Raw genomic sequence first — 24,447 nt, 5'->3', positions numbered from 1 at the left:
CCCCACTCCCGGGGGGCGCCCCCCCGCTGCCGTCCGCCGGAAGCCGCCACCAGAGCGCCCGGAACCCCGCTCGACGGGCACTTGAGGAATCCGGCCACCGCCGCCGGGCGCAACTAGGGTGCGACGCGTCCACCCCACCATCCCGCTGACTCGAACGCCCTTCCGCACGAACGAGGTTGCCGTCCCCGCGGCGCACCGCTCCCTCCACCGGGTCCACGCATCCACGGGTCCCTGCGGCAACGAGTCCCCGCCTTCACGCGTCACCGGCTCCACGAGTCCCCGACCCCCCGCACGAGAGGAGAACCGCCATGCACCTCAGGGTCCTCGGCCCCCTCACCGCCGACCTCAACGGCATCTCCGTCGTCCCCACCGCCGCCAAGCAACGCCAGATCCTCGCCCTCCTGGCGCTCTACCCGAACCGGATCCTGCCGACGGCCACCCTGATCGAGGAGATCTGGGGCGACGACCCTCCCAGACAGGCGCTCACCACCATGCAGACGTACATCCTGCAACTGCGCCGCCGGATCACCCAGGCCCTCGGGCCGACCCCGCACACCACCGCCAAGGACATCCTCACCACCCGGCACGGCGGCTACCAGCTCACCACCCACCCGGACAACCTGGACGTCCACACCTACAACCTGCTGACCACCCAGGGCCAGCACGCCTTCAACCACGGCCAGGACCACCAGGCCGCCACCCACTTCCGCCAGGCCCTCGCCCTCTGGCACGGACCCGCCCTGGTCGACGTCCGGCCCGGCCCGATCCTCACCATCGAGATCATGCGGCTGGAGGAGAGCCGGCTGATCACCCTGGAGCGCCGCATCGACACCGACCTGCGGCTCGGCCGGCACAACGAGCTGATCCCCGAGCTCACCCACCTCACCCACCAGCACCCGCACCACGAGGGCCTGCACGCCCAGGCCATGGTCGCGCTCTACCGGGCCGGCCGGCAGACCAGCGCCCTGACCGCCTACCACCACCTGCGGCACCGGCTGACCAGCGAACTCGGCATCCAGCCCTCCCCGCACCTCCAGCACCTCCAGCACGCGATCCTCACCCTGGACCCCACCCTCAACACGCCCACCACGGCCCACCCGACCACCTACAACCTGTACTCGGCCTGAGCCCCGTCCGGACGGCCGTCCCCGCAGACCTCTCCCAGCCCTCACCCACAGGACGCGTCATGACCACCGCACCCGAGAAACCCCTCGCCCTGATCACCGGCGGTACCCGCGGCATCGGCCTCGCCATCGCCCGCGAACTCGGCAGCCGCGGCCACCGTGTCTTCATCTGCGCCCGCACCGCCAAGGACATCGACCAGGCCCTCGCCACCCTGCGCGACGAGGGCCACCAGGCCCACGGCCTCACCTGCGACGTCCGCGACCCCACCCAGGTCGGCGAACTGATCCGGCACGCGGTGGCCGAGCACGGCCCGATCAGCGTCCTGGTCAACAACGCCGGCCGCACCGGCGGCGGCCCGACCGCCACCACCACCGACGACCTCTGGTACGACGTCATCGACACCAACCTGAACGCCGTCTTCCTGGTCACCCGGGAGACCCTCCGGCACGGCCACATCACCACCACCACGCACCCGCGGATCATCAACATCGCGTCCACCGCCGGGAAGCAGGCCGTCACCCTGGGCGCCCCGTACACCGCGAGCAAGCACGCCGTGATCGGCTTCACCCGGGCGCTGGCCAAGGAGCTGGCGCCGACCGGCACCACCGTCAACGCCATCTGCCCGGGGTACGTCCAGACCCCGCACACCGCCAGGATCCACCACGAGTACGCGACCGCCTACAACACCACCCCCGAGACCATCCACCAGCATTTCACGACGCACATCCCGCTCGGCCGCTACACCACGCCCGAGGAGGTCGCCTCGCTGGCCGGCTACCTCACCAGCCCCACCGCGGCCAGCATCACCGCCCAGGCGCTGAACGTCTGCGGCGGGCTCGCCACCCAGTAACCCCCGGCGCGATCCTGGCCGGCCCACGGGAAGGATGAGGGCTCCGGTGCCCGCTGATCAGCCATGACGAACCGTCAGTTCTCCAGCGCACCCGTCACCCTGCGGGTGACCGGCGCCCCGGCGCCCTGCCTGCCCGTCGGCCGTCCGCCCGGGCCGCTGGACGCGGGGGCGGTGCGCGCCGCGCTGGCCGGCACCGCCTCCCGGCCCCGGCAGGCCGCCCAACGGCGCGGCCGGGCACCGGAGTTCGTCCTGGCCCAGCTGCACCGGACGTACCCGGCGCAGGCCCTGCGCGCCGCGCTGCGGACCGTCGCCGCCGAGGACTCCCCCGGGCCCGCGACGGAACTGCTGTGGCAGCGGACGGTGGACGGCCCGGAGGCGCTCGACCAGGTGCTCGCCGACCTCGGGCGCAGCCTGGCCGCCGGTCCCCGACTGCGGGCGGTGCTGGTCGAGGACGCCGGCCACGGCAGTGCCCCGGGCGGCGGCCGGCGGCTGTTCGTCGGCATCGCGTCCGGCCCGCCCGCGCGCGCCGCCGGGGTACTGGAGGAACTGCGCGAGGCGCTGGCGCACCCGCCGGAGCCGGTCACCGTGCCGACCAGCGCGCTCCAGCGGGAGCTGCTGCGCCAGGTCATCGGCGCGGCCGGGCCCCCCGGGCGGCACGTCGAGCAGCTGTCCTGGCACTGGCACGGGCCACTGGACACCGAGCGCTTCACCACGGCCTGGCAGTCCGTCTTCGACCACGAGACGGTGCTGCGCGCGGCCTTCGACTGGGACGAGGACGGCACCGACGACCCCTGGATGGTGCTGCACGAGCACGCCGCCCCCGAGGTGACCCGGCACCGGCACGACGCCACCGACTGGAAGGACCTGCTCGCCGCGGACCGCCGGCGCGGCTTCGACCTGCGCCGCCCCGCCCTGCTGCGCGCCACCCTCGTCGACGACCCGCCGCACGCCGAGGACGGCCCCACCACCCGGGTGCTGCTCACCTACCACCACGCGATGCTGGACGGCTGGAGCGTGCGGCTGCTGCTCCAGTCCTTCTACCGCGCCTACCTGACCGGCGGCGTCCTGCCCGGCGGCGAGCGCCGCCCCGACCTGCGCGACCACGCCCGCTGGCTGGCCGGCCGCGGCACCGACGCCGCACGGCAGTTCTGGTCCACCCGGCCGCCCGCCACCCCCGTCCTGCCGCTCGCCCCCGATCCGCACCGGCGCGGCAGCGGCCGGGCCCGGCGCCGCCTCACCCCGCACGAGGCGGTCCGGCTGCGCGGCTGGGCGGCCGCCTGGGGCGCGGGCGAGAGCAGCGCGCTCCAGGCGGCCTGGGCGCTGCTGCTGTACCGCGCCGAGCAGAGCGACCGACCCCGCCGCCCGGCCCGGGCGGTGCGGGTCGGCTTCGCGGTGACGGTCTCCGGCCGGGGCATCCCGCTGGACGGCATCGACCGACTGCCCGGCGCCCTGCGCAACCCGCTGCCGATCTCCGTCCGGGTGCAGCCGGGCACCACCGTGCCGCAGCTCCTCGCGGCACTGCGCGACGGGGTGCTCGACCTCGCGGCCTACGAGTGGGTCGCGCCCGGCCAGGCCCACCGCTGGACACCCGGCGCGCGCGGGCAGCGGCCGAACTCCCTGGTCGTGCTGGAGCACCGGCCCGCCACGGCGCACCACCTGCGGCTGGAGACCGATCTGGCCGCGCACGGCATCCACGTGGAGAGCCCCGTCCCGGCAGGCACCCTCACCTCCTACCCGATCACGCTCGCCGCCCACTACGACGCCACCGGCGGGCTGGTCCTCACCACCACCCACGACCGCGCCCTGCTCGCCGACCGGGACGCCGCCGAGCTGCTCGACCAGAGCACCCACCTGCTGCGCTCCTTCCCGGACCTGCCGAGCGGGCTGGGCACCACCGAGGTCCTGCGGACCACCCTGGCCGGCCGGCCGGCGCCCCGGCTGGGCGAGCCCGCGGGCACCGGCTCCCCGGGCGGGGATCCGGCCGCCCCGGCGGTTCGGCTGGACATGCTGCGCCGGGCCGCCCGCCCGGGCGCGGGCTGGGTCCTGCTGCTGCCCCCGACCGGCGCCCCGCACACCCGCTACCCCGGCGCCGCCCGCGGCTGGCCGGGCCCGCAGGCCCTCGGCGTGCTGCGCCCCGCCGGGGGCGCCCCGCCCGCGGCCGCGTACCGCCCGGTGCTCGGCCCGCTGCTGGAGTCCCGCGCGCCGATCGCCCTGGTCGCCCCGCCGGGGCTCGGCGTCACCGCGTGCGAGATCGCCCGACTGGGCGCGCCGGCGCACCACCCGCCGCTGGTGGTGCTGCTCGACCGGGGCGGCGACCTGGCCGCGGTGGCGGGCCTGCTGGGCGAGCTGCCGCGGCGCCGCTAGAGCCGCCGCACCGTCGCTGGAGCCGCCGCGCTGCGGCCCGGGGTCGGCCGCGGCTAGGGTGACGACCGTGGCCCGCTTCGTCCTGATCCGCCGTACGCCGCTGCCGCCCGCCGAGTGCTGGGAGCGGCTGACGGCCTGGCCCCGGCACGGGGAGCGGGTGCCGTTCACCCGGGTCTCCGTGGTCCGGGGCACCGGCCGGGCGGCCGGCGACGTCGTCCTGGCCCGGACGGCCCTGGGACCGCTGCGCTTCGACGACCCGATGGAGCTCACCGAGCCGGTCGCCCCCGGCCCCGGGCAGGACGGGCGGTGCCTGCTGGTCAAACGCGGCCGGCCGGTGCGGGGCTGGGCCGAGCTGCGGGTCCGGGCGGTGGGCGGCGGCAGTGCGGCGGTCTGGACGGAGGAGCTGACGGTCGCCGGCGTGCCGCGACTGCTCGATCCCCTCCTCGCCCGGACGGGGCGCCTGGTCTTCGGCCGGGTGCTGGACCACCTGCTCGGGGCGTAGGCGGCCGGGCGGAACGGGCACCCGCCGGGTCGCCGTACGGTTCGCCGGCTCGTCGGGTGCCTCTGCCTCCCGGCCCGTCGGCACCCGTTCCGCCCCGTCGATCGCTGCCGTGTCGTCGGACCCGGCCCCGACGGACCCGCCGAGCCCTCAGGGCCCGGCGGCCGTCAGGGCCGCGGCGGTGTCAGCGGTGTCAGCGGTGTCAGCGGGTGATGATGTCGAGGCCGGCGCGCACCCCGACGGTCGGGGAGATGTCGCCGGCGAGGTAGAGGGTGCGACCGTCGGGGCCGAGGCTCAGGGTGGAGGTCAGTCCCACACTCGGCGGGTAAACCGCCTCGGCGGGGACGAGGGCGCCGGCCTCGGTGTCGTAGGAGAGGATCACGCTGGAGTAGTACGGGCCGGGCGGGAACGGTGTGCCCGGGCCCATGATGCCGGAGTTCTGGCTGACCACGTACAGGCGGCGCCCGTCCGGGCTGATCACGGGGGCCCGCAGGGATCCGTGCCCCGGCGCGAAGTGGAAGCCCGAGGTGACGGTGTCCGTCGCGGTGTCGACGATGTAGTCGGAATCGGAGCCGCCGATGCCGTACAGCGTGCTGCCGTCGGGGCCGAGGACCGCGCTGCCGCCGGCCCCGTGGCCCTCGGTGAAGGTTCGGACGGTGGTGAGCGAGGTGGGGGTGGTGGCCAGGTGGACCAGACCGGCCGCGGTGGTGACGTAGGCGTCCTGGCCGTTGGGGCGCAGGACGATCGAGCCGACACCGAAGTCGGCGAGGTCGAGCGAGGCGGTGAACGCCCGGGCGGCGGTGGAGTAGGCGAGGACGCGGCCCGGCCGGGCGCCGTAGCGCTGCTGCGGCCCGCGCTGGGCGAGGTAGACGCCGGCGCCGTCGGGGGCGACCACGAGGGAGCCGACCGTGCCGGGCACGTACCCGTCGGGGCGCGGCTGGTCCGGGATCGGGACGTCGGCGACGACGGTGTCGTCGGCGGTGTCGACGGTGACCAGGCGGGAGGTTCCGACGGCCGCGTACAGCCGGGTGCCGTCCGGGCTGACGGCCAGCGAGCCGACGTAGGTCCACGGGGCCGTGGACAGGGTGAGTCGGGTGGTGATCGCGCCGGTCACGGTGTCGACGACCTTGAGGACCGTCGTGCGGCCGCTGTCGTCGTCGATGACCCCGACATAGGCCTTGGCACCGTCGGGGGTGACGGCGGCGACCGGGGCCGACCACCCCACGGTGACGGTGCGGGCGGTCCCGGCGGTCACGGCGCTCCCCGCGGCCCCGGCGGTCACCGGCTGCGCCGCGGTGGCGGCCCCGGGCACGAGCGCCAGCAGCCCCGCGCTGGCCGCCGCGCCCAGCCAACGGGCCCTTCTCATGAGCGATTTCACGCGTTCCTCCCCTTGTGCGCACGATGCGTTCGCATCGGCGGCCGCCAGCGTACGAGGTGGCCGGAGCGCGCCGGGGCGGCCTCGGGGGAGCTGGGCGACAAACGCCGACCCGCGGTAGACGCCGCGTCGAACGTTCCTACGGCACATGACAGGGCGCAGCACGCGCGGGCCCTACGCCGGGACCGGCGCGGTTCGCGACTGCGCCGCGGGCGCCCGGCGCCGCCCTCTCCCCCGCTCGGCGTCGGCGGTGCGAGACTCCCTGCTCGGCGTCGGCGGTGCGAGACTCCCCGTCCGGAACGGTCGGCTCGTCGGCGGGGCGGCCGTTCCGTCCGGCCCCTTGCGGGGTCGAAGCGGCCTGCCCCGCCGACGGTGTCACGGACGGGTGATCAGACGGCCTGGAGGTAGAAGAGGTCCGGCGTGCTGTCCTGGACCACCTGGCGGATCTCGTCGCTGTGGTCCGAGGCGGCGACCCACTTGCCGGAGTGCTGGGCCTGCAGCGCGAACAGGTTGGTGCCCGCCACCTTCGCCACCCGGAACGACTGGTTCGCGGGGATGTCGTCGCCGCAGCCGACCGTGAGGATCCAGGTGCCGCTCTCCGTACCCCACCGGTCGACCGCCATGCACCAGCCGCGCCAGGCGTCCTGGAAGTACACCAGATCGCTGCCGTCGGAGGTGTGCTTGCGACAGACGCGCCACTTCTGGTTCGACTCGTTGCCCCAGAAGTACTGGATGATCGAGCCGTGGTTCCCGGAGGAGAGCGCGACGGTCAGCGGCCGGCTGTTGCCGGCGGTGTTGATGCGGTAGAGCCCGGGATCGCAGGAGTAGCTGCTCGCCGGATCGCCGGCGAGGGCGCCCGCCGACGCGGGGGCGGCCAGGGCCACGGGGGCGGCGGTGAACAGCAGGGCGCCGGCGGCGGCCACCGTGCCGAGGACGTTCAGCGGGCGGCGGGCGCGGGAGCGCTGACGGTGCGGGTGGGGCATCGTGGACTCGCTTTCGCAGTGGGCGGGCCGGGCGGGTTCGGTGGTTCTGGTCATCAGCAGACGAGCCGCGCGCGGGCGGCCGCGCGCAGGGAACCGGCGGTCTCCGGGTGGGCACAGGAGACGGTGCCCAGCTCCGGGACGTCGAAGGTGGTGAAGGAGCCCGGGCCGTTCGGGCTGGTGTTGATCCAGTAGCCGGTACTGCCGGCGCGGGCACAGACGTAGCGCACCCACTGACCGGTGACCTTCCGGGTGCCGCGGTAGAGGCCGTAGTAGCCGGGGCTGTTGAAGTTCACGGTCTCGCTGACGGTGGTGGTGCGGGTGGTCGACTGGGAGTCGGACACCGAGAATCCGACCTTGACGCTCACCTTGGCGAAGATCGCCTTGAATTCGGTGCCGATCTCGGCGCTGGAGTTGACCGTGGTGCTCACCGAGGTGACCTCGCTGAGGGTCTTGGTGTAGCTGCCCGTGGTGCCCGGGACGATCGCGACCGCGAGGAAGTCGGTGATGGTCGGCTCGACCCGGGCCGAGACGACGTCGTCCCAGTAGACGTCACGGGCCGGGTCGCAGGTGGTGGTCGGCGGTACGGGATCGGCGTGCGCGGGCGCGGCGCCGAGGCCGAGTCCGGTCACCGCGACGAGCGCGGCGACCCCCGAGGTGACGACGGTGCGCCTGGTGCGCCTGGTGCGCCTGGTGCGCGAACTCATGAGCATGCTCCTCCGGTGGAAGGGGTGCGCTGCGAGACGCCATGTGCATGACGTGAACCTCGTGAAGGAAATCTTCACGGTCGCGGCGGGGCCGCCTCCATCCCAGATTTCTGGGGGCGCGCGGCGGGGCGCACTCGACCGGGGCGCGGATCAGAAGCGTCCCTCGCCGAGCATGATCCGCGCGGTCAGCTCCTGGCGGCTGCCCACGCCGGTCTTGGTGAAGACCGACTTCAGGTGGTCCTGCACCGTGTACGGCGTCATCGCGAGCAGCCGGGACACGTCCCTGGTGTCACCGCCGCGCACCAGCAGCAACGCCACCTCCTGCTCGCGGGCGGTCAGCCCGAACGCGGCCAGGTGGAGCGGCATCACCTCGGCCGGCGAGGCGAGCGAGGCCACCACCGTCACCGCGTCCTCCGCCTCGCCACCGCGCAGGGCGGCCCCGTGCAGCAGGTACCACCGCTCGTCCCTGGTCCGCACCCGCACCGGGAGCTGCGGTACGACCAGCCCGTGCGCCGTCCGGCGGGCATGCTCGGCGGCCATCGCCACGCTGGTCGGGACGGTGAGCGAGGACGGCGTCGGGTCGGCCAGCCGGGCGAGCAGTTCCTCGGCCGGCCCGGACAGGGCCTGCAGCCGGTTGCGCCGGTCGAGCACCAGCACCGCAGGACCGGGATCCGGCCCGGCCGGAACGCCGACCGCCGCCCCGGCCGGCACGTGGCACGCCCTCAGCGCATGGCCCAGGTGCCGGGCGGCGACGTCGGCGAGCTCGCGGTGTCGCTCCAGGTAGGGGCCGCGGTCCGGGGCCCGCAGGAACGCCGCGCACCCCCACATGCCGCCCGCCGCGTCGAACACCGCCCGCAGCTCGTCCCCGAACCCGGCCGGCGCCACCTGCTCCCGGAACCGTACGCTCTCCTCGATCCGCCCCCGGGTCGCCCGGCTCAGCGTCTCGGCGTGCACCCCGCTGCGCCGGATCTTGGGAAAGGTCGCGACGTCGTCCGCCCACACCTCAAGGCGCACGGCGTGCTCGAACTCGTCGAGGGTGAGGTCCTCGCTCTGCACCGAGTTCACCAGCCCGGTGGCGGGGTCCGCGGTGTGCCAGCACACCGCGTCGAACTCCAGCACCGGGCGCAGCAGTTCATCCGCCCGCCGGAAGACCTCCGAAGCCGTCAGCCCCGCCCCCGCGAGCTCCCGCATCCCCTCGATCGCCGACCGTGCCGCCACCCCACGAGCCCTGCATCGCCCCATGCCGGGAAACTAGCATGCCGTTCGCACTCGTACCCACGCGTCCGGGCACGCCCGCCTCCCGCGCACGGAGGTCCGGATCCGCACAGGGTGGCGTATCGTCAGAAATGCTCACGGATCATCTGCTTCGCTCTCCGCGCCGCACTCGGGCGGAGGTCCGGCGCCAGTCCAGGTACTGCTGGCGGACGTATGCGCGCGCGTCGTCGCCGTCGGCGGTGACGCCGTCGTGCTCGGTCAGGTTACCGGCCGCGATCCGTGCCCCCACCACCTGCCCCGTGTCCTCGTCACCGTCCGCCAGCGCCAGGCGGTCGGCCCGGGCGGCGGTGCGCAGCAGGTACTCGCGCCGCTTGCGGGGCGGGCTCTTGGCGGTGCTCCGGCGGGCGGCCAGGTCCTTCTCCTCCTCCTCGACGCCCGGGGCGGCCGCGTAGGCCTGGGCCGCCGTGGGCACCGTCCCGGCCGGCACGGTGCGCACCGGCCGGGACGGCAGCGGCGGCAGCCCGCGGACGTGGAGCACCTCGTTCGCGAACTCCGGCCGGTCGACGGGGAGTCCGCGCCGGCCGAACAGGGCGAACAGTTCGGCGAGGGCGCGCGGTTCGGTGCCGCGCGGCAGGTCGTCCTCGGTGACGTCGATCCGGCCGAGGCGCGGGCCCCAGAACCGGCCCGGCGGGTCCGCGAGGCGCAGCCGGAGGGTGACGTGGTGGCCGCTGGTCTCGACCTCCTCCCCGAACTCCATGGCCAGGCCGCGGATCTCCGACCAGGCGTAGCGGCGCGGAACCAGCAGCCGGACCAGGGTGAGGCCCTGCTCGTCCTCCCGCAGCCAGCAGGTGTGCGGCACCGCGACGGCCACCGCGACGGCGATCAGCGCCCCGATCAGGGTGGCCTCGCCCGGGCCGGTGGCACCGGATCCGACCAGCGCGAGCATCGCCACCACGGCCAGCGCGAGGCCGATCCCGATGTTGCCTCCCCACTGCCGCATGAACGCCAGCCGTACCGTCCGCATCCCGCCCCCTGGTGTCCCCCGGTGTGTGGCTCCAGGCTCCCGGGAGCCGCCGGGCCCGGGCAAGCGTCGGCGGAGAGCTGTGACGGCCCCGTGACGAAGCCTCGGCGCCGCGCTTCGACGGCGGGCTACCGCCCGCGCAGCCGCCGGACGAGGTTACGGGCGGCCTCCGGCCAGCTCGGGTGGTCGAAGGCGAAGCCGGCGTCGAGCAGGCGGGTCGGGACGACGCGCCTGCTCTTCAGCAGCAGCTCGGTGTCGGAGCGCAGCGCGAAGGCGCCCAGCTCGGCCATCCAGCGGGTGGCGGGCAGGGCCAGCGGCATGCCCCAGGCGGCCCGCAGCTCGCGCATGAACTCGCGCTGGGGCAGCGGGTTCGGGGCCGCGAGGTTGACCGGGCCGGTGAGGTCCTCACGGGCGATCAGGAACTCGACGGCGCGGGCGAAGTCCCGCTCGTGGATCCAGGAGACGTACTGGGCGCCGCCCGCGACGGGGCCGCCGGCGCCGAGCCGGGCCAGCCAGGAGAGCGCGTCGAGGGAGCCGCCGCGTTCGGGGCCGAGGACGGCGGCGGTGCGCAGCGCGACCCGGCGGGTGTGCGGGGTGTCGGCCTCCGCCTGGGTGCGCTCCCAGGCCCGGGCGACGTCGATGCTGTGCCGCCAGGCGGGCGGGGCGTCGGGCTCGCTGCCGCCGATCAGGCCGTCCCGCTCGTCGTTGGGGGCGTCGTGGCGGTGGGCGTAGACGGTGGCGGTGCTCATCTGGAGCCAGGACGCGGGCGGGCGGCGGGCGGCCGCGACGGCCTCGCCGACGACCCGGGTCGACCGCACCCGGGAGTCCATCATCTCCTGCCGGTTCGCCTCCGTGTAGCGGCAGTTGATGCTGCTCCCGGCGAGGTTGAGCACGACGTCGGCGCCGTCGATCTCCGCCGCCCAGGCGCCGAGGGTCCGCCCGTCCCAGCCGACCTGCCGGGGCCCGGCGGGCCTGCGGCTCAGTACGACGACCTCGTGTCCGGCGGCGGTCAGGCTCCGGTCGAGCAGCGCCCCGAGCGCACCCGATCCGCCGGGAATGACGACCTTCATGGGCTCCCCCTCGTGCCTCGGTTCCTCGGAACCAGCCTAGCCCACCCTTCTGAACGCGTTCAATTCTACTGTTCGATCCGTTGCCGCTCGATCCGTCCTCGGACCCGCCGTCCGACCCGCCGCCCCCGGGCGACTGAAACCGTGCTGAAACCGCGTTGAAGGCGGACCCCGGCAAGCTCCTGGCCATCGGAGAGCCCGCCACGAGGCGGCAGAGCGCTGAAGGAGCACCCGGTATGACCACCACCCCCGTCCGGCTCACCCCCGAGGACATCGAGAACCCCGCCGGCGCCTACGCCCGGTTCCGCGGACAGCGCGAACTGCCCCAGGTCGTCCTGCCCGGCCTGGACACCCCGGTCCGGCTGGTCACCCGCTACGCCGACGTCAAGGCCGCCCTCACCGAACCGCGGCTGGTCCGGGACCGCACGGGCATCGCCGCCCCGGCCGGCGCCGAATCCGACCCGCAGGACGAACTGATGGCCGCCGCCTTCGACGGCTTCCCGGCCGAGTACGCCAAGTACCTCTCCGGTCACCTCGCGCTGTTCGACGGCGAGGAGCACGCCCGCCGCCGCGCGCCGCTGACCCGCGCCTTCACCGCCCGCCGGATCGCCGCCCTGCGCGGCTTCGTCGAGCGCACCGCCGACGAGCTGCTGGCCGGCCTCGCCGCCCGGGACGAACCGGCCGACCTGCTGGGCGAGTTCGCCTACCCGCTGACCACCCACCTGGTCTGCGAGCTGGTCGGCGTCGAGGAGGCCGACCGGCCCCGGGTCTGCGACTGGATCCGCGACTTCGCGTACGGCGACGGCAGCCGGATGATCGAGGGCCTGGTCGGCATCGTCGACCACGTCAGGGAACTGGTCGCCCGCCGCCGTTCCGAGCGCACCGAGGACCTCGTCTCCGCCCTGGTGCACGACACCCGCGAGGGCGAGCAGCCGCTGGACGAGGACGACCTGATCTCGATCGTCGTCCTGCTGATCAACACCGGCATCACCCCGCCCGCCCTGTTCCTCGCCCACGGCCTGCTCGCCCTGTTCGACCACCCCGACCAGCTGGCCCGGCTGCGCGCCGAGCCGAAGCTGCTGGAGCGGGCCGTCCCCGAACTGCTGCGCCACATCACCCTGGTCCGGATCGGCGCGACCCTGTACGCGGCCGAGGACTTCGAGTTCGCCGGGACGGCGCTGCGCGCCGGCGACCCGGTCACCGTCGCCCTGCTGGCCGCCGACCACGACCCGCAGGAGTACGGCGAGGCGCCCGAACGCCTGGACATCGCCCGGGAGTTCGGACGTGGCGACGGCCACCTGGCGTTCGGCCACGGCGCGCACTACTGCCTGGGCGCGGCCCTCGGCCGGCTGGTCACCTCGGTGGTGCTGGAGCGGGTGGTGATCCGGCGGCCGGAAGCGGCGCTGGGGGTCGCCCGGGACGAGCTGGAGTTCGGCCACTGGCCGGCCGACGGCTTCCACCTGCTGCGGCTGCCGGTGCGGCTCTGAGCGGCTGCCGTCGCGGCGGGCCGGATCTCAGGCGTCCGGACCGCACGGTCGGACGCCCGCCAGCCGGCGGGCCTCGGCCGCCAGGGCGGTGCGGTCCGCCGCCCCGTACTCGGCGATCGCCCGACGGCACTCCCCCGGGTCGGCCCGCTCGGCCTCGGCCCGGGCCTCCGCCGAGCCCATGGTCGGCCGGAAGTTGCGCAGGCAGCGGAACCGCTCGGCCAGCACGACCAGCCGCACGCCCGCCCTGGTCCGCTCGGGATCGCCGTCGCGGGCGCCCCGGTCCAGCGCCGCCAGGCCGAGTGCCAGCAGCAGCGCCCCGGCGAGCGGGCCCTCCACCAGGGCGGCCGGCCGGTCGAGCAGTTCGGCCAGCCGCTCCGGGAGTCCGGCGGCCAGGGCGGCCACCCGGTCCGGCTCGCCGTGCCGGGCGTGCGCGGCCACGCAGGCCGCCACCAGCTCAAGCGCCCAGGACGGGTCGGGGAGGGGCTCCGCGGGCGGCTCCGCACCGCGGGCGAGCAGTTCCGCGGGCAACTCCGCGGCACGCGCGAGCAGTTCCGCGGGCGGCTCCGCGGCACGCGTGACCATGGCGACGGACCGCCGCCACAGCGCCAGCCCGGTCCGCACCTCGCCCCGGGCGAGGGCGATCTCCGCCCGGGCGCCCAGCTCGGGGGTGAGCAGGTCGACGGCATCGGCCGGCCGGTGCCGCACCGCCAGCTCCAGCCAGTGTTCGGCACCGTCCGGGTCCCCGGCCTGCAGACTGCCGATCACCATGCCCCAGCGCAGGCCCAGCATGTCGCTCCAGTCGCCGAGCCGGTCCAGCTCGGCCATCGCCGCACGCAGCAGCGGCAGCGCCTCGGCGCCGCGCTCGCCCTGGAGGTGCAGTTCGCCGAGGCGGGCGAGCGCGAGCACCCGCAGCCAGGGCACCGGCAGCGCCTCGACGGCCGCCAGCGTCCGCCGCGCCGAGGCGGTCGCCCGCTCCGTCTCCTGGGCGCGCTCCCACCGGTAGCCGGCCACCGCCTCGGCCACACCGGCGAGCAGCGGTTCCGGGGCGGCGCACAGGACTGCCAGCGCGCCGCCGTCCAGAGCGCCGTCCACAGCGCCGTCCGGACCGTCCGGCGTGGAGCCCAGCACCTCGGGGACGGCCGCCATCACGGTGGCGATCGCCCGGACCGGGGTGTCCGGCGCGGCCGGGGGCAGTCGGCGCAGGGCGGCGAGCAGGCGCAGCGCGCCGGTGCCGGTGCCGAGCCCGCCGCCCGCGGCGAGCAGGGTGTTGACGGTGCTCAGCGCGGTGAGGGTGCGCACCGGCTCCAGCAGTTCGGGCCCGGGGCGCAGCCGGGAGACCGGGCCGCCGGTGTCCTCGGCGAGGGCGAGCAGCCGGACATAGTTGCCCTCGGCGGTCCACAGCCCGGCGAGGACGGCGGCGGTGGCGGCGACCGTCGGCCCGTCCCCGGCGGCGAGGGCCAGGCGCAGCGCGCGGACCAGGTTGTCCTGTTCGGCCCGGACCAGCCGCCACTGCGGCACGGCCGCCGGGCCGAACGGGCCGTCGTGGTGGGCGATGCCGAACTCCCGTGCCCAGGTGAGGAATCCGGCGGTGACGGTCTCGTCCTCCGCCGCCTTCGTCCGCTCGGCCGCGCCGAACTCGCGGACCGTCTCCAGCATCCGGAACCGTCCGCCGCTCGGGGTGTCGGCCAGGCGCAGCAGGGACTGGTCGACCAGGTCCTCCAGGACGGTCAGGACGTCGGCACCGGTGCTGTCGGCGGCGGCGCCGAGCAGCCGCTCCGCCGCCTCGGCGGTGAAACCGCCGGGGAAGACGGACAGCGCGCGCAGGGCGGCCCGGCCCGGCGGGTCCAGCAGGTTCCAGCTCCAGTCGACCACGGCCTGCAGGGTGCGGTGGCGCTGCGGCGCGTCGCGCGGTCCGCCGCGCAGCAGGGCGAAGCGGTCGGCCAGCCGGTCGGCGATCCCGGTCACCGTCAGCACCCGCACCCGGGCCGCCGCCAGCTCCAGCGCCAGCGGCAGCCCGTCCAGCCGGGCGCACAGGCCGGCGACCGGACCGACGGGCAGCTCGACGTCGGGCCGGGCCGCGCGGGCCCGCAGGGCGAACAGCTCGACGGCGGCCGCCCGGTCCAGCTCGGGGAGCAGGTACAGCGATTCGGCGGAGATCCCGAGCGGCGTGCGGCTGGTGGTGAGCACCCGCAGGTCGGGGCGGGCCGCGACCAGCGCCCGCACCAGGTCGGCGACGCCGCGCACCACCTGCTCGCAGTTGTCCAGCACCAGCAGCACCGGCCCGGGGCCCAGGGCGCCGGCGATCCCCGCCCGGTCCCCGGTGCCGAGCGAGGCCGCGACCGCCCCGGCCACGTCCCGGTCGGCAGCCACTGCGGCGAGCGGCACCAGGTGCACCACCCGCTGCGTCGCCGCGCGTGCCACGGCGGCGGCCAGCCGGGTCTTGCCGAGCCCGCCGGGGCCGACCACCGACACCACCCGGGCGGCGCCCAGCAGCTCCGCCACGGCGACGAGGTCGGCTTCCCGGCCCACCAGGGCGTTCGGCTCGTGCGGCACCCCGCGCCGCACCGGCGCCGCCTCGCCGCGCAGCAACTCCTGGTGCAGTTGCCGCAGTTCGGGGCCGGGGTCGGCGCCCAGGGTGTCCCGCAGGCCGCGGCGGTAGCGGTCGTACCGGCCCAGCGCGGCCGCCGCCCCGGCCGTCCGGGCCTCGCTGCGCAGCAGCTCCAGCAGCACCTCCTCGTCCCTCGGCTGCCCGGCGGCCTCCTCGGCGAGCGCCTCGACGGCCTCCGGGTGCAGCCCGGTGCGCGCCAGCGCGAGCGCCCGGCCACGCCGCAACGCCCGGCGGGTAGGGTCCCGCTCGACGCGCAGCGCGGACACCGGGTCCGTCCCGTCGGGGTCGGCGGGCCCGCTCTCGCCTTCCCAGAGCTCCAGCCCCGTCTCGGCCTCGGCGAGCGCCCCGGCGTGGTCCCCGGCCCGCGCCTTCTCGGCGCAGGCGGCGGCGTGCAACAGCACGGCGGAGGCGTCCACCCGCTCCTCCCCGAGCCCCAGCCGGTACCCGGTCGGCGTGCTGACGATCAGGTCCGCCCCGAACTTCGCCCGCGCCCGCGACACCAGCACCTGCAGCGCCTTCTCCGGCCGCTCGGGCCCGTCCTCCGGCCACAGCCCGTCCAGCAGGCTCCCCCGGCCGCACCCGCCCCGCACCTCCCGCGCCAACAGCGCGAGCAGCCCCCGCAACCCGGGGGCGGTGACCTCCTCACCCCGGCAGGAGACGGTGGACAGTATCCGCAGTTCGATCGTCACCGCGTCAGGCTAGCGATCACCCACGGGCCGCCGTCGCCGGGCTCCGCGACCACCCGCCCGCGCACCGGTCCTGATCCCCGGTCAGCGGACGCGGGCCTTGTGCCGCGGCACTCCGGTGCCTAGGGTCTCGATGTATCGGTTCGATACATCGGACCGATACATCGCGCCGTCCGGGTCGGGTCGACCCCGGTCGGCCGCAGCGCGCTGTGCACCCACCCGGCACAGACCGCCGATCCGAAGGAGCTTCGATGACGGGGACCGACCGCACCACCGGGCACCACCAGGACGCCGCACCGGGCCACCTGCGCACCGGGCAGCCGTCCGCACAGGACGAACGGCGGCTGCACGGCTCGTCGTTCGGAAGGGCGGCGGTCGCCTATGCCGAGCACCGCCCGGACTACGCGCGGGCCGCCGTGCGCTGGGCCCTCGACACCGCGCCGGGCCCGCGGGTGCTCGACCTCGGCGCCGGGACGGGCAAGCTCACCGCCACGCTGGTCGCCCTCGGCCACGACGTCGTGGCGGTCGAGCCCGACCCGGCGATGCTGGCCGAGCTGCGCGGCACACTGCCGGACGTGCGCGCGCTGCCGGGCAGCGCCGAGGCGATCCCGCTGGCGGACGGCTCCGTCGACGCGGTGGTGTCCGGCAACGCCATGCACTGGTTCGACATGGACGTCGCGGGCCCGGAGATCGCCCGGGTCCTCGCGCCCGCCGGTGTGCTGGCCGGCCTGTGGAACGTCTTCGACGACGGAGTCGACTGGGTGGCCGACCTCGCCCGCGTCACCGGCCCCGCCGCCATCGGCCCGCGCGACGTGCCCGCCGGCTGGCGCACCGAGACGGCGCGGATGCACCTGCCCAGGTCCGGCGGGGGCGCGTGGTTCGACTCGCCGGAGCAGGCGGAGTTCCCGCACGGGCAGCAGCGGACCGCGGAGTCCCTCGCCGCCACCCTCGCGACGAAGGCGGGCGTCCTGGTCATGCCGGAGCAGGAGCGGAAGGCCCTGCTGGACGCCACCCACGCCTATCTCGCCGACCGACCGGAGACCGGCTCCGGCGAGTTCACCCTCCCGATGCTGACCGGCGTGCTGCGCGTCCGCCGGATGTGAGCCCCGCCGCCGCGCCCGTCCGACGACCGGCGGGCCCCCGCTCCCCGGTGATCCGGTGATCCGGGGAGCGGGGGCCGCCGAAGGGGCCGTCAGCTGTCAGCTGTCAGCTGTCAGCCCGGAACGCCCCGTGGACGCGCAGGTTGCTGTTGATCGCCACCTTGTCGTCCGTGGTGTGCAGGACCCAGGCGTCCCCGGTCCGGACCGAGAGGTGCCCGTTGGCGTTCACCTTCCCGCGGCGGGCCGTCCAGCGTCTCCAGCACGTTGTCGACGGTCAGCCCGCCGTCCCGGTCCCGCACCCACGTGGGGTGGTGGGCGGTGTCGCGGCCGTCCACGGTTACGCGCCCGCGCAGGTACCGCCGGTGAAGTGCGGCACGAGGCCGTTGACGGCGCCGAGCAGAGTGGACTTGCCGGCGCCGGTGCGGCCGACCACCAGGCAGAGCTCGCCCTCCGGGATGTGGAGGTCGACGTCGCGCCGCCGGGAACAGGGTGGCGAGGGCGGGTATCGCGAGCGGGCCGAGGGAGCGGGCCGAGGGAGCGGGCCGAGGGAGCGGGCCGAGGGAGCGGCGAACGGCGGGCATGGGATGCCTTTCCGGGCCCGCACGCAGGGGCCCGGAAGGCGTCGGCGAGCACCGAGGGGCCAGCGGGCTCCGGCCCGCAGACCACGACGGGAGGAGGGGTGGCACACCTCCGCCGACGGGTACTCGGGCTCGCCGCCGACGCGGGGTCGGCGGCCTACCGTTGCGGGTCAGCGCCGGATTCGGACCGGACTTCCCCCCTCGGCGGAGTCACGACATGACGGCCCATCATGGCGATGCCCCGAACAGCGGGTCAAGAGACCCCGGGCCCGGCCCCCCGTTGAACAGCGGCCTCGTCATCACCGAGCCGAGGCCGACGACCTGATCACCACCGACGACGGGGTCGTCCGGTTCGCGAGTGAGGCTCGCCCTTGGTCCAAGCCTCGTGCACGCACGATGAAACGGGACGTCCCGGCCTCAACTGGCGGTACGTCATGATGCTTGAGCCGGGTGGATGAGGGTGTGCCAGGCATCGTAGCCGCCGAGGAGGTCGGAGACCTCGGTGTGACCGTGGTGGCGCAGCAGGCTGGCGGCGATGGAGGAGCGGTGACCGCTGGCGCAGTGGACGACGAGGGGGCCGCCGGTGGGGATCTCGTCGAGGCGGCCTGGGAGTTCGGTCAGGGGGATGTGCAGGGATCCTTCGATGGAGCCGGTTTCGCGCTCGCCGCAGGTGCGCACGTCCAGGACGGTGGGGGGCTGCGTGTCGGTGAGGGCGGTACGGAGCTGGTCGACGGTGAGGCGGCCGGCGGGGGTGACCTCGTCGGCGAGGGCGGGCAGGGCGTTGCCGGGGTTGCGCAGGTAGCCGGCGATGTGGTCGAAGCCGATGCGGGCGAGGCGGGTGACGACCTCGCCCTCGCGGTCCTGCGGGGCGATGATCGCGATGGTGCTGTCGGGGGTGAGGACGGTGCCGGCCTGTTCGGCGAAGCGGCCGTCGACGGGGACGTTGATGGCGCCGCGGATGTGTCCGGCGCCGAAGTCCTGGGGGCTGCGGGCGTCGAGGACGACGGCGCCCGCGTAACGGGCCTCCTTGAAGCCTTCGGGGCACAGGGGCCGGGCTGTGTTCGTGGGATCGAGCAGCGGGCGGTCCTGCCGGTTGAGGGCGGCGTCGTGGCCGAAGTAGGCGGGGGCGGTGGACTGGCCGGCGGTGACGATGCGGACGAAGGTGTCCTGATCCATGGGACGGCAGGCGTAGTTGGTCAGTCGCTGCGTCCCGATGGTGGACTGGCGGTCGGTGGAGAGGTTCTTGCCGCAGGCCGAGCCGGCACCGTGGGCGGGGAAGACGAGAGTCTCGTCGGGCAGAGTGAGCAGCTTGCGGTGGACGCTGTCGTACAGCATCGCGCCGAGTTCGGCTGCGGTGACGCCGGCCGAGGCGAGCAGGTCGGGGCGGCCGACATCGCCGATGAACAGCGCGTCGCCGGTGAGCACACCGTACGGGACGGTGTCGTCGGGCTGCTCGAAGACCAGGATGCTGATCGACTCGGGCGTGTGGCCGGGGGTTTCGAGGACCTGGACGGTGACGTCGCCGAGTTCGATCCGCTCTCCGTCGGCGAGCTTGCGGATGGGGTACTCGGTCTCGGCGCGGTGACCGTAGCCGATCCAGGCGCCGGTGCGGGCGGCGAGTTCGAGGTGGCCGGCCAGGAAGTCGGCGTGGAAGTGGGTGTTGATGACGCCGACGACGGTCAGGCCACGTGCCATGGCGTCGGCGAGGTACTCGTCGACGTCCCGGCGGGGGTCGACGATCACGGCCTGGCCGGTGCGTTCGTCGGCGATCAGGTAGGAGGCCTGGGAGAGGCAGTCGAGGTAGTACTGGCTGAAGATCACGGGGTTGTCTCCTCCGGGTCGGGCCTCGGCCTTCTCCTGGTTGGCGAAGCCGGATTCCTGGGCGCCACAGCGCCATCGTGATACCCCCCTCGGTATATTTGCGAGCATACGGCTTCGGGAGCCGATACGGGCGGGGGTATGTCCGAACGATTTCGATAATACCCCCGGGGGTACTATGGTGAAGCCATCGAGGGGGCCGGCCACCGCCGCCGAGCCGATACGGGCGGGGCCGAGGACGCACCGGTCACGCCGCCGTACCGGGCCACCGGGCCCGTACGGACGCCCGCGCCGCCCCCGACCTGCCGGACCAGTGCGGTCCGGTCTGCACCACTGGAGACACCGCATGCCTTTGCTGCCGCACGCCCACGGGTCCGCTCCCCACGAACACCGCACCCACGGACACCGCACCCACGGGCGGACCACCCCCGCCGAGGCCCACGAACTCGCCCGCACCGGCGCCGCCGTGCTGCTCGACGTCCGGGAGGCCGCCGAGTTCGCCGCCGGGCACGCCCCCGGCGCGCTGCACCAGCCGCTGATCGGCCTGGTCGCCGGTGTCCCGCTGCCGCCCGCGGCGGCCGGCCGGACCGTGCTGGCGATCTGCCGCTCCGGCCACCGCTCCCGGCGCGCCACGGAGTTGCTCGCCCAGCGCGGCGTCGAGGTGCTGAACATGGCCGGCGGCATGAACGCCTGGGCCCTGTCCGGGCTCCCGGTCACCACGCCCGACGGAAGCGCCGGGCACGTGATATGACCACGCTGCTCCTGGCACTCGCCGCTGGCGCGGTGGTCGGGCTCGCCCTGGGCGGGCTGGGCGGCGGCGGCAGCATGCTCGCCGTACCCGCCCTGGTCTACCTGCTGGGCTTCAGCCCGGCGCTGGCCACGACCGCCAGCCTGGTGATCGTCGCCGCGACCTCCCTGACCGGCCTGATCGCCCACGCCCGGGCGGGCCGGGTCCGCTGGCGCACCGGCGGCCTGTTCGCCGCCGCCGGACTGCCCCTCGCCGCGGCCGCCGGGGCGCTGTCCGCCCACCTGCCGGGCGCGCTGCTGACCGGCGCCTTCGCGGTGCTGGCGGCGCTCGCGGCCTTCCGGATGCTGAGGCCGCCCAAGGTCGAGGCGCAGGAACGTTCCGCCGCAGGACTCGGCCGCTCCACGGCCGCGGGCGCCGGGCTCGGCGCCGTCACCGGACTGCTCGGCGTCGGCGGCGGCTTCCTCGCCGTACCGGCCCTGGTCTCGGTGCTCGCCTTCACCATGGCCGAGGCGGTCGGCACCAGCCTGCTGGTCATCACCGCCAACTCGCTCGCCGCCCTGCTGCCCCGCCTGGGCGCGACCGGCGCGATCGACTGGGCCGTGGCCGCCCCCTTCACCGGGGCCGCGATCCTCGGCGCCTGGGACGGCAAGCGGCTGGCCGACAAGCTCAGCGGGCGCACCCTGCGGAAGGCCTTCGCCGTCGCCCTGCTCGCCGTCGCCGCGCTGATGCTGATCACCACGCCGGCCTGATTCACCACGCCGGGCCGATCAGCACGCCGGCCTGATTCAGCACGCCGGGCCGACCACCGCAACGGGCCGACCACGGCGCCACCGCGGCGGGCCGACGCCCAGCCCCCGACGCCCAGCCCCCGACCCCCATCCCCACCCACACCCCCTTCCCGAGAGGACCCCACACCCCCATGACCACGCCGCTGACCGTCGAGCAGCTCCAGCCCCGCCTCGGGCAGCTCACCCTCATCGACGTCCGCTCCCCCGGCGAGTACGCCGCGGGCCACATCCCCGGCGCCCTCAACGTCCCGCTCGACCAGCTGGACCGCGCCCTGCCCGCGCTGCGCGGGGCCGCCGCGCACGGCGAGATCGCCGTCGTCTGCGCCGCCGGGCCGCGCGCCGACAACGCGTGCCGCCGGCTGTCCGACGCCGGCGTCCCGACCCTCACCCTGACCGGCGGCACCAACGCCTGGGCGAACGCCGGCCGGCCGCTGGACCAGGTGGCCGGCGCCCGCCGGGTGTGGGCACTGGACCGCCAGGTCCGCCTGGTGGCCGGCTCGCTGGTGCTGGCCGGGGTGCTGATCGACCTCGCCCTGCCGGGCGCCCGCTGGGTCTCCGCGGCCGTCGGCGGCGGGCTGGCCTTCTCCGCCCTGACCAACACCTGCGCGATGGGATCGATGCTCTCCAAGTTCCCGTACAACCGGCCCCGCTCCGGCACGCCGAGCCTGGACGAGACGCTCGCCACCCTGAAGCGCTGAACCCCACCCCAGGACGTGAAGGCTCCCGCCCACCCCCGTCGGGCGGGAGCCTTCACCATTCGTCCCGGTCACCTCCCGGAAGCCCTTACCGCACATCCCGTTGACGCGACCGAAACAACCATGTGAAATGTCACCCATCACATGCGATGCATCATAGCTCGGCTTTCCCACCCGATTTGAACGTTCCAACGCCATCACGCCACCGACCGACCGGAGGTAGCTCCGCCATGCCGCCCCGCCCCCGCGCCTTACCCACCGGTCTCGCCCTCCTGGCCGTCCTCACCGCCCAGGCCCTCGGCGCCGCCCCGGCCCCGGCCGCCGCCGGAGCACCGCTCGTCGACGGCGGCAGCTACCTGCTCGGCTCCGCGCTGGACGGCTCCTGCCTCGGCCCCCAGTACGCCCAGCCCGCCCCCGGCACCCCGGTGCTCGGCGCGGCCTGTGGACGGCTGCTCAGCCAGCGCTGGCAGCTGCGCCGCACCGGCGGCGACTACCTCCTGGTCAACGCCGCCAGCGGCCGCTGCCTCACCCTCGGCGGCCCGGACCGCCGCCCCGCCACCGCCGACTGCGGCTCCGCCCCCGAGGCCGAGCGCTTCACGGTCTCCCGTGCTCCGCAGGGCACCTACACCCTCGCCGTCCGCGGCACCGGCGCCTGTCTGACCGCCGACCCGGCCCCGGCGAACCACCACTGCGACCACCGCCCGGCCCACCGCTGGACGCTCACCCGCACCGAGCCGCTGGTCCTCGCCGACCCCGGCTTCGAGCAGAGCGACGGGAGCGGCGCCTCCGCCACCGGCGCCCCGTCCACCGCCGCCGGCTGGACCTTCACCGCCCACACCGGCACCGCCACCAACAACCCGCACGGCGGCAGCCGCCTCGCCTACCTCGACGCCGGCCCCGGTTACACGGTGAGCCAGCAGGTCACCGCCGTCACCGCGGGCACCTACGACCTGTCCGCCTGGATCGCGACGGGCGGCGCCGGCGGCAGCCTCTCGGTGAGCGTCAACGGCACCGTGGTGCGCTCCCTGCCGCTGCCCGAGCAGTCCACCTACGCGAAGTACACCCTCCCCCGGGTGCGGGTCGCCGCCGGCGACCGGCTCGCCCTCACCATCGGCTCCTCCCCGACGGGCTGGGTCAACGTGGACGACGCCGCCGTCGCCCCGTCCGCCCCCAACGACCCGGTGATCAGCTCCTCCGACCCCGAGGTCGTCGCCCTCTTCGACTGGGCCAAGACCAAGGCCAACAGCTGGGTCCAGCAGCCCGGCGCCACCGGTGTGCTCGACCAGGACGAGAACCACCCCGGCGGCACCGGCACCACCACCTACGACGCCTCCTACTGGGCCGGCTACCCGTTCCGCTCCGCCTTCTACAGCCGTGACTTCGCCCACCAGCTGGTCGGCGCCCACCTGCTCGGGCTGGACGCCGAGAACAAGACCATGCTGCGCGGCTTCGCGGCCTCCGCCACCGACGTCAACCGGCTCTACCCGGTCTGGGCGCTCAACTTCGACGCCCGCAGCTACGCGGCCATCGACTACCGCGGCCCGGACCGCTTCGTCCGCGAGCTGCCCGCGCCGTTCGAACTCGTCCAGCAGGCCGGCGAGGCCTTCCGCTGGACCGGCGACCGGGACTACGCCGAGGACCCGGGCCTGGGCCGCTACGTCCGCAACACCCTCGGCCCGTTCATCGCCGCCCGCCCCGGCCCGGTCGACAACGGCGGGGTGCCGATCCCGCAGGCCACCAGCCGCAGCATCTTCGCCGGCACCGCCAGCTACGCCGAGAACGCCACCCGCACCTACGCCGAGGCGGGCGACGCGGTCGGCGCCCAGTACCAGGCCTACCTCGCCGCCACGACACTGGCCGAGGCCCGGGGCGACGCCGCCTCCGCCGCCGGCTACCGGAAGGCCGCCGACCAGCTGCACACGTACGTCAACTCCACCTGGAGCGTGGACGGTTCGCAGCCCGGCGAGGTCGTCCACGGCTACGACACCACCGGCAAGCCGATCACCGGCTGGGGCTACGAGGCGAGCGTGCTGATGCCGGTCAAGCGGCTGCTCGACCCGGGCCCGCGCCGGGACGGCTTCCTCGCCGCCGTCGACGCCGCCGACTCCGGCCCGGAGCGCTCGGCCAACCTGGAGGCCTACACCTACCTCCCGGACGCCTTCTTCGCCAACCACGACGGCACCACCGCCTGGAAGTGGATGCGGCACATCTACGAGAGCACCGGCCAGCCGCACGTGAGCGGCGCGATGCTCAACGGCGACTACCCCGAGGTCCCGTTCACCCTGCTCGCCCAGACCGTCCAGGGCCTGCTCGGCGTCACCCCGGACGCCGCCGGCCACGCGCTCACCACCGCCCCGCAGCTGCCCTCCTCGATGGGCTGGCTCCAGGTCGCGGGCATCCCGGTGGGCGCCGGCACGGTGACCGTCCGCCACGACGGCACCCAGCGCAGCACCGTCACCAACACCGGTACCGAGCGGCTGACCTGGGAGGCCCGCTTCCCCGGGCAGCACGCCCGCGTCACCGTCGACGGCGCGCCGCGCGAGGCCCGCACCACGACCGTCGACGGCGTGACCTACACCTCCACCACCGTGACCCTCGCCCCGGGCCGCTCCGCGACCGCGACCGTCACCGACTGACCCCCACACCGCCCCACCCGCGGCCGGCCGGCCCCACCCGGCCGGGCGCGATCCCGGCGCCCCCCGGGGAGGTTGCGCCGCCGGGGGTGCCGCCGCGCGC

General features: G+C 75.4%; 19 protein-coding genes and 1 pseudogene. 10 read left to right on the top strand and 10 right to left on the bottom strand.

The genetic code is table 11. From position 1 onward, the window contains the following. Positions 1-308: 308 nt before the first annotated feature. The 4 genes from ACWGKU_RS12690 to ACWGKU_RS12675 all read left to right on the top strand — a co-directional run bounded on the left by ACWGKU_RS12690 (position 309) and on the right by ACWGKU_RS12675 (position 4,841). Complete coding sequence (locus ACWGKU_RS12690) at positions 309-1,127, top strand: AfsR/SARP family transcriptional regulator (protein WP_380554358.1); 819 nt, start codon at positions 309-311, stop codon at positions 1,125-1,127. 59 nt (positions 1,128-1,186) lie between these two features. Continuing rightward, entirely contained in the window at positions 1,187-1,975 is a 789-nt protein-coding gene (fabG, locus tag ACWGKU_RS12685) for a 3-oxoacyl-ACP reductase FabG (protein ID WP_359913699.1), read from the top strand. 63 nt (positions 1,976-2,038) lie between these two features. Further along, positions 2,039-4,339, top strand: a complete 2,301-nt coding sequence (locus ACWGKU_RS12680; protein WP_452179182.1) for a condensation domain-containing protein — start codon at positions 2,039-2,041, stop codon at positions 4,337-4,339. 67 nt (positions 4,340-4,406) lie between these two features. Continuing rightward, complete coding sequence (locus ACWGKU_RS12675; RefSeq protein ID WP_452179181.1) at positions 4,407-4,841, top strand: SRPBCC family protein; 435 nt, start codon at positions 4,407-4,409, stop codon at positions 4,839-4,841. A 199-nt stretch (positions 4,842-5,040) separates the two neighbouring features. Here ACWGKU_RS12675 and ACWGKU_RS12670 read toward each other — a convergent pair whose 3' ends face one another. From ACWGKU_RS12670 to ACWGKU_RS12645, 6 genes are all read right to left on the bottom strand, one after another. Further along, complete coding sequence (locus ACWGKU_RS12670) at positions 5,041-6,204, bottom strand: hypothetical protein (protein WP_452179180.1); 1,164 nt, start codon at positions 6,202-6,204, stop codon at positions 5,041-5,043. Positions 6,205-6,602: 398 nt separating this feature from the next. Beyond that, positions 6,603-7,250 (bottom strand): RICIN domain-containing protein, encoded by a 648-nt coding sequence (locus ACWGKU_RS12665; protein WP_452179179.1) that lies wholly within the window; start codon positions 7,248-7,250, stop codon positions 6,603-6,605. After that, positions 7,250-7,900, bottom strand: a complete 651-nt coding sequence (locus ACWGKU_RS12660; RefSeq protein ID WP_452179178.1) for a hypothetical protein — start codon at positions 7,898-7,900, stop codon at positions 7,250-7,252. Before ACWGKU_RS12660 ends, ACWGKU_RS12665 begins: the two co-directional genes overlap by 1 nt. Before the next feature lie 150 nt (positions 7,901-8,050). Then, entirely contained in the window at positions 8,051-9,091 is a 1,041-nt protein-coding gene (locus ACWGKU_RS12655; RefSeq protein WP_401050091.1) for a helix-turn-helix transcriptional regulator, read from the bottom strand. A gap of 166 nt (positions 9,092-9,257) precedes the next feature. Beyond that, positions 9,258-10,139: a hypothetical protein gene (locus ACWGKU_RS12650; RefSeq protein WP_452179177.1), complete on the bottom strand. Its 882-nt coding sequence runs from the start codon at positions 10,137-10,139 to the stop codon at positions 9,258-9,260. Positions 10,140-10,264: 125 nt separating this feature from the next. Then, a complete protein-coding gene (locus ACWGKU_RS12645) occupies positions 10,265-11,206 on the bottom strand; it encodes a TIGR01777 family oxidoreductase (protein WP_452179176.1) in 942 nt (313 codons plus the stop codon). A gap of 233 nt (positions 11,207-11,439) precedes the next feature. On the opposite strand from ACWGKU_RS12645, the gene ACWGKU_RS12640 reads away from it, so the two are divergent. Then, on the top strand, positions 11,440-12,690 hold the full coding sequence (locus ACWGKU_RS12640) for a cytochrome P450 (RefSeq protein WP_452179175.1): 1,251 nt from the start codon (positions 11,440-11,442) through the stop codon (positions 12,688-12,690). A gap of 27 nt (positions 12,691-12,717) precedes the next feature. Here ACWGKU_RS12640 and ACWGKU_RS12635 read toward each other — a convergent pair whose 3' ends face one another. Continuing rightward, entirely contained in the window at positions 12,718-15,987 is a 3,270-nt protein-coding gene (locus ACWGKU_RS12635) for an ATP-binding protein (protein ID WP_452179174.1), read from the bottom strand. A gap of 248 nt (positions 15,988-16,235) precedes the next feature. On the opposite strand from ACWGKU_RS12635, the gene ACWGKU_RS12630 reads away from it, so the two are divergent. After that, entirely contained in the window at positions 16,236-17,087 is an 852-nt protein-coding gene (locus tag ACWGKU_RS12630) for a class I SAM-dependent methyltransferase (protein ID WP_452179173.1), read from the top strand. Positions 17,088-17,190: 103 nt separating this feature from the next. Here ACWGKU_RS12630 and ACWGKU_RS12625 read toward each other — a convergent pair whose 3' ends face one another. From ACWGKU_RS12625 to ACWGKU_RS12615, 3 genes and pseudogenes are all read right to left on the bottom strand, one after another. Continuing rightward, positions 17,191-17,313 (bottom strand): hypothetical protein, encoded by a 123-nt coding sequence (locus ACWGKU_RS12625; protein ID WP_452179184.1) that lies wholly within the window; start codon positions 17,311-17,313, stop codon positions 17,191-17,193. Between the two features lie 76 nt (positions 17,314-17,389). Further along, positions 17,390-17,559, bottom strand: a pseudogene (locus ACWGKU_RS12620) (ATP-binding cassette domain-containing protein); the annotation flags it as partial. Positions 17,560-18,094: 535 nt separating this feature from the next. After that, the gene (locus ACWGKU_RS12615) at positions 18,095-19,483 is read right to left on the bottom strand and encodes a rhodanese-like domain-containing protein (protein ID WP_452179172.1); all 1,389 of its coding nucleotides are present in this window, start codon (positions 19,481-19,483) and stop codon (positions 18,095-18,097) included. Between the two features lie 343 nt (positions 19,484-19,826). Here ACWGKU_RS12615 and ACWGKU_RS12610 point away from each other — a divergent pair, with 343 nt between their 5' ends. The 4 genes from ACWGKU_RS12610 (at position 19,827) to ACWGKU_RS12595 (ending at position 24,347) form a co-directional block, all read left to right on the top strand. Further along, positions 19,827-20,231: a rhodanese-like domain-containing protein gene (locus ACWGKU_RS12610; RefSeq protein WP_452179171.1), complete on the top strand. Its 405-nt coding sequence runs from the start codon at positions 19,827-19,829 to the stop codon at positions 20,229-20,231. Continuing rightward, positions 20,228-20,977 (top strand): sulfite exporter TauE/SafE family protein, encoded by a 750-nt coding sequence (locus ACWGKU_RS12605; protein ID WP_452179170.1) that lies wholly within the window; start codon positions 20,228-20,230, stop codon positions 20,975-20,977. The genes ACWGKU_RS12610 and ACWGKU_RS12605 overlap by 4 nt, the downstream gene beginning before the upstream one ends. 170 nt (positions 20,978-21,147) lie before the next feature. After that, on the top strand, positions 21,148-21,714 hold the full coding sequence (locus ACWGKU_RS12600) for a rhodanese-like domain-containing protein (RefSeq protein WP_452179169.1): 567 nt from the start codon (positions 21,148-21,150) through the stop codon (positions 21,712-21,714). Positions 21,715-21,941: 227 nt separating this feature from the next. Continuing rightward, positions 21,942-24,347, top strand: coding sequence for an RICIN domain-containing protein (locus ACWGKU_RS12595; RefSeq protein ID WP_452179168.1), 2,406 nt, complete (start codon positions 21,942-21,944; stop codon positions 24,345-24,347). The last annotated feature ends 100 nt before the right edge of the window (positions 24,348-24,447 follow it).

The sequence above is a fragment of the Kitasatospora sp. NPDC054768 genome (genome assembly GCF_053612025.1).
This window is presented reverse-complemented; position numbering and strand designations above follow the sequence as displayed.

Excerpts from the sequence above, each read along its gene's own strand:
- ACWGKU_RS12680 (WP_452179182.1), top strand. The coding sequence starts at position 2,039 with ATGACGAACCGTCAGTTCTCCAGCGCACCCGTCACCCTGCGGGTGACC.
- ACWGKU_RS12640 (WP_452179175.1), top strand. The coding sequence starts at position 11,440 with ATGACCACCACCCCCGTCCGGCTCACCCCCGAGGACATCGAGAACCCC.
- ACWGKU_RS12660 (WP_452179178.1), bottom strand. The coding sequence starts at position 7,900 with ATGAGTTCGCGCACCAGGCGCACCAGGCGCACCAGGCGCACCGTCGTC.
- ACWGKU_RS12610 (WP_452179171.1), top strand. The coding sequence starts at position 19,827 with ATGCCTTTGCTGCCGCACGCCCACGGGTCCGCTCCCCACGAACACCGC.
- ACWGKU_RS12595 (WP_452179168.1), top strand. The coding sequence starts at position 21,942 with ATGCCGCCCCGCCCCCGCGCCTTACCCACCGGTCTCGCCCTCCTGGCC.
- ACWGKU_RS12630 (WP_452179173.1), top strand. The coding sequence starts at position 16,236 with ATGACGGGGACCGACCGCACCACCGGGCACCACCAGGACGCCGCACCG.
- fabG (WP_359913699.1), top strand. The coding sequence starts at position 1,187 with ATGACCACCGCACCCGAGAAACCCCTCGCCCTGATCACCGGCGGTACC.
- ACWGKU_RS12655 (WP_401050091.1), bottom strand. The coding sequence starts at position 9,091 with ATGCGGGAGCTCGCGGGGGCGGGGCTGACGGCTTCGGAGGTCTTCCGG.
- ACWGKU_RS12600 (WP_452179169.1), top strand. The coding sequence starts at position 21,148 with ATGACCACGCCGCTGACCGTCGAGCAGCTCCAGCCCCGCCTCGGGCAG.
- ACWGKU_RS12650 (WP_452179177.1), bottom strand. The coding sequence starts at position 10,139 with ATGCGGACGGTACGGCTGGCGTTCATGCGGCAGTGGGGAGGCAACATC.
- ACWGKU_RS12645 (WP_452179176.1), bottom strand. The coding sequence starts at position 11,206 with ATGAAGGTCGTCATTCCCGGCGGATCGGGTGCGCTCGGGGCGCTGCTC.
- ACWGKU_RS12665 (WP_452179179.1), bottom strand. The coding sequence starts at position 7,250 with ATGACCAGAACCACCGAACCCGCCCGGCCCGCCCACTGCGAAAGCGAG.
- ACWGKU_RS12670 (WP_452179180.1), bottom strand. The coding sequence starts at position 6,204 with ATGAGAAGGGCCCGTTGGCTGGGCGCGGCGGCCAGCGCGGGGCTGCTG.
- ACWGKU_RS12690 (WP_380554358.1), top strand. The coding sequence starts at position 309 with ATGCACCTCAGGGTCCTCGGCCCCCTCACCGCCGACCTCAACGGCATC.
- ACWGKU_RS12605 (WP_452179170.1), top strand. The coding sequence starts at position 20,228 with ATGACCACGCTGCTCCTGGCACTCGCCGCTGGCGCGGTGGTCGGGCTC.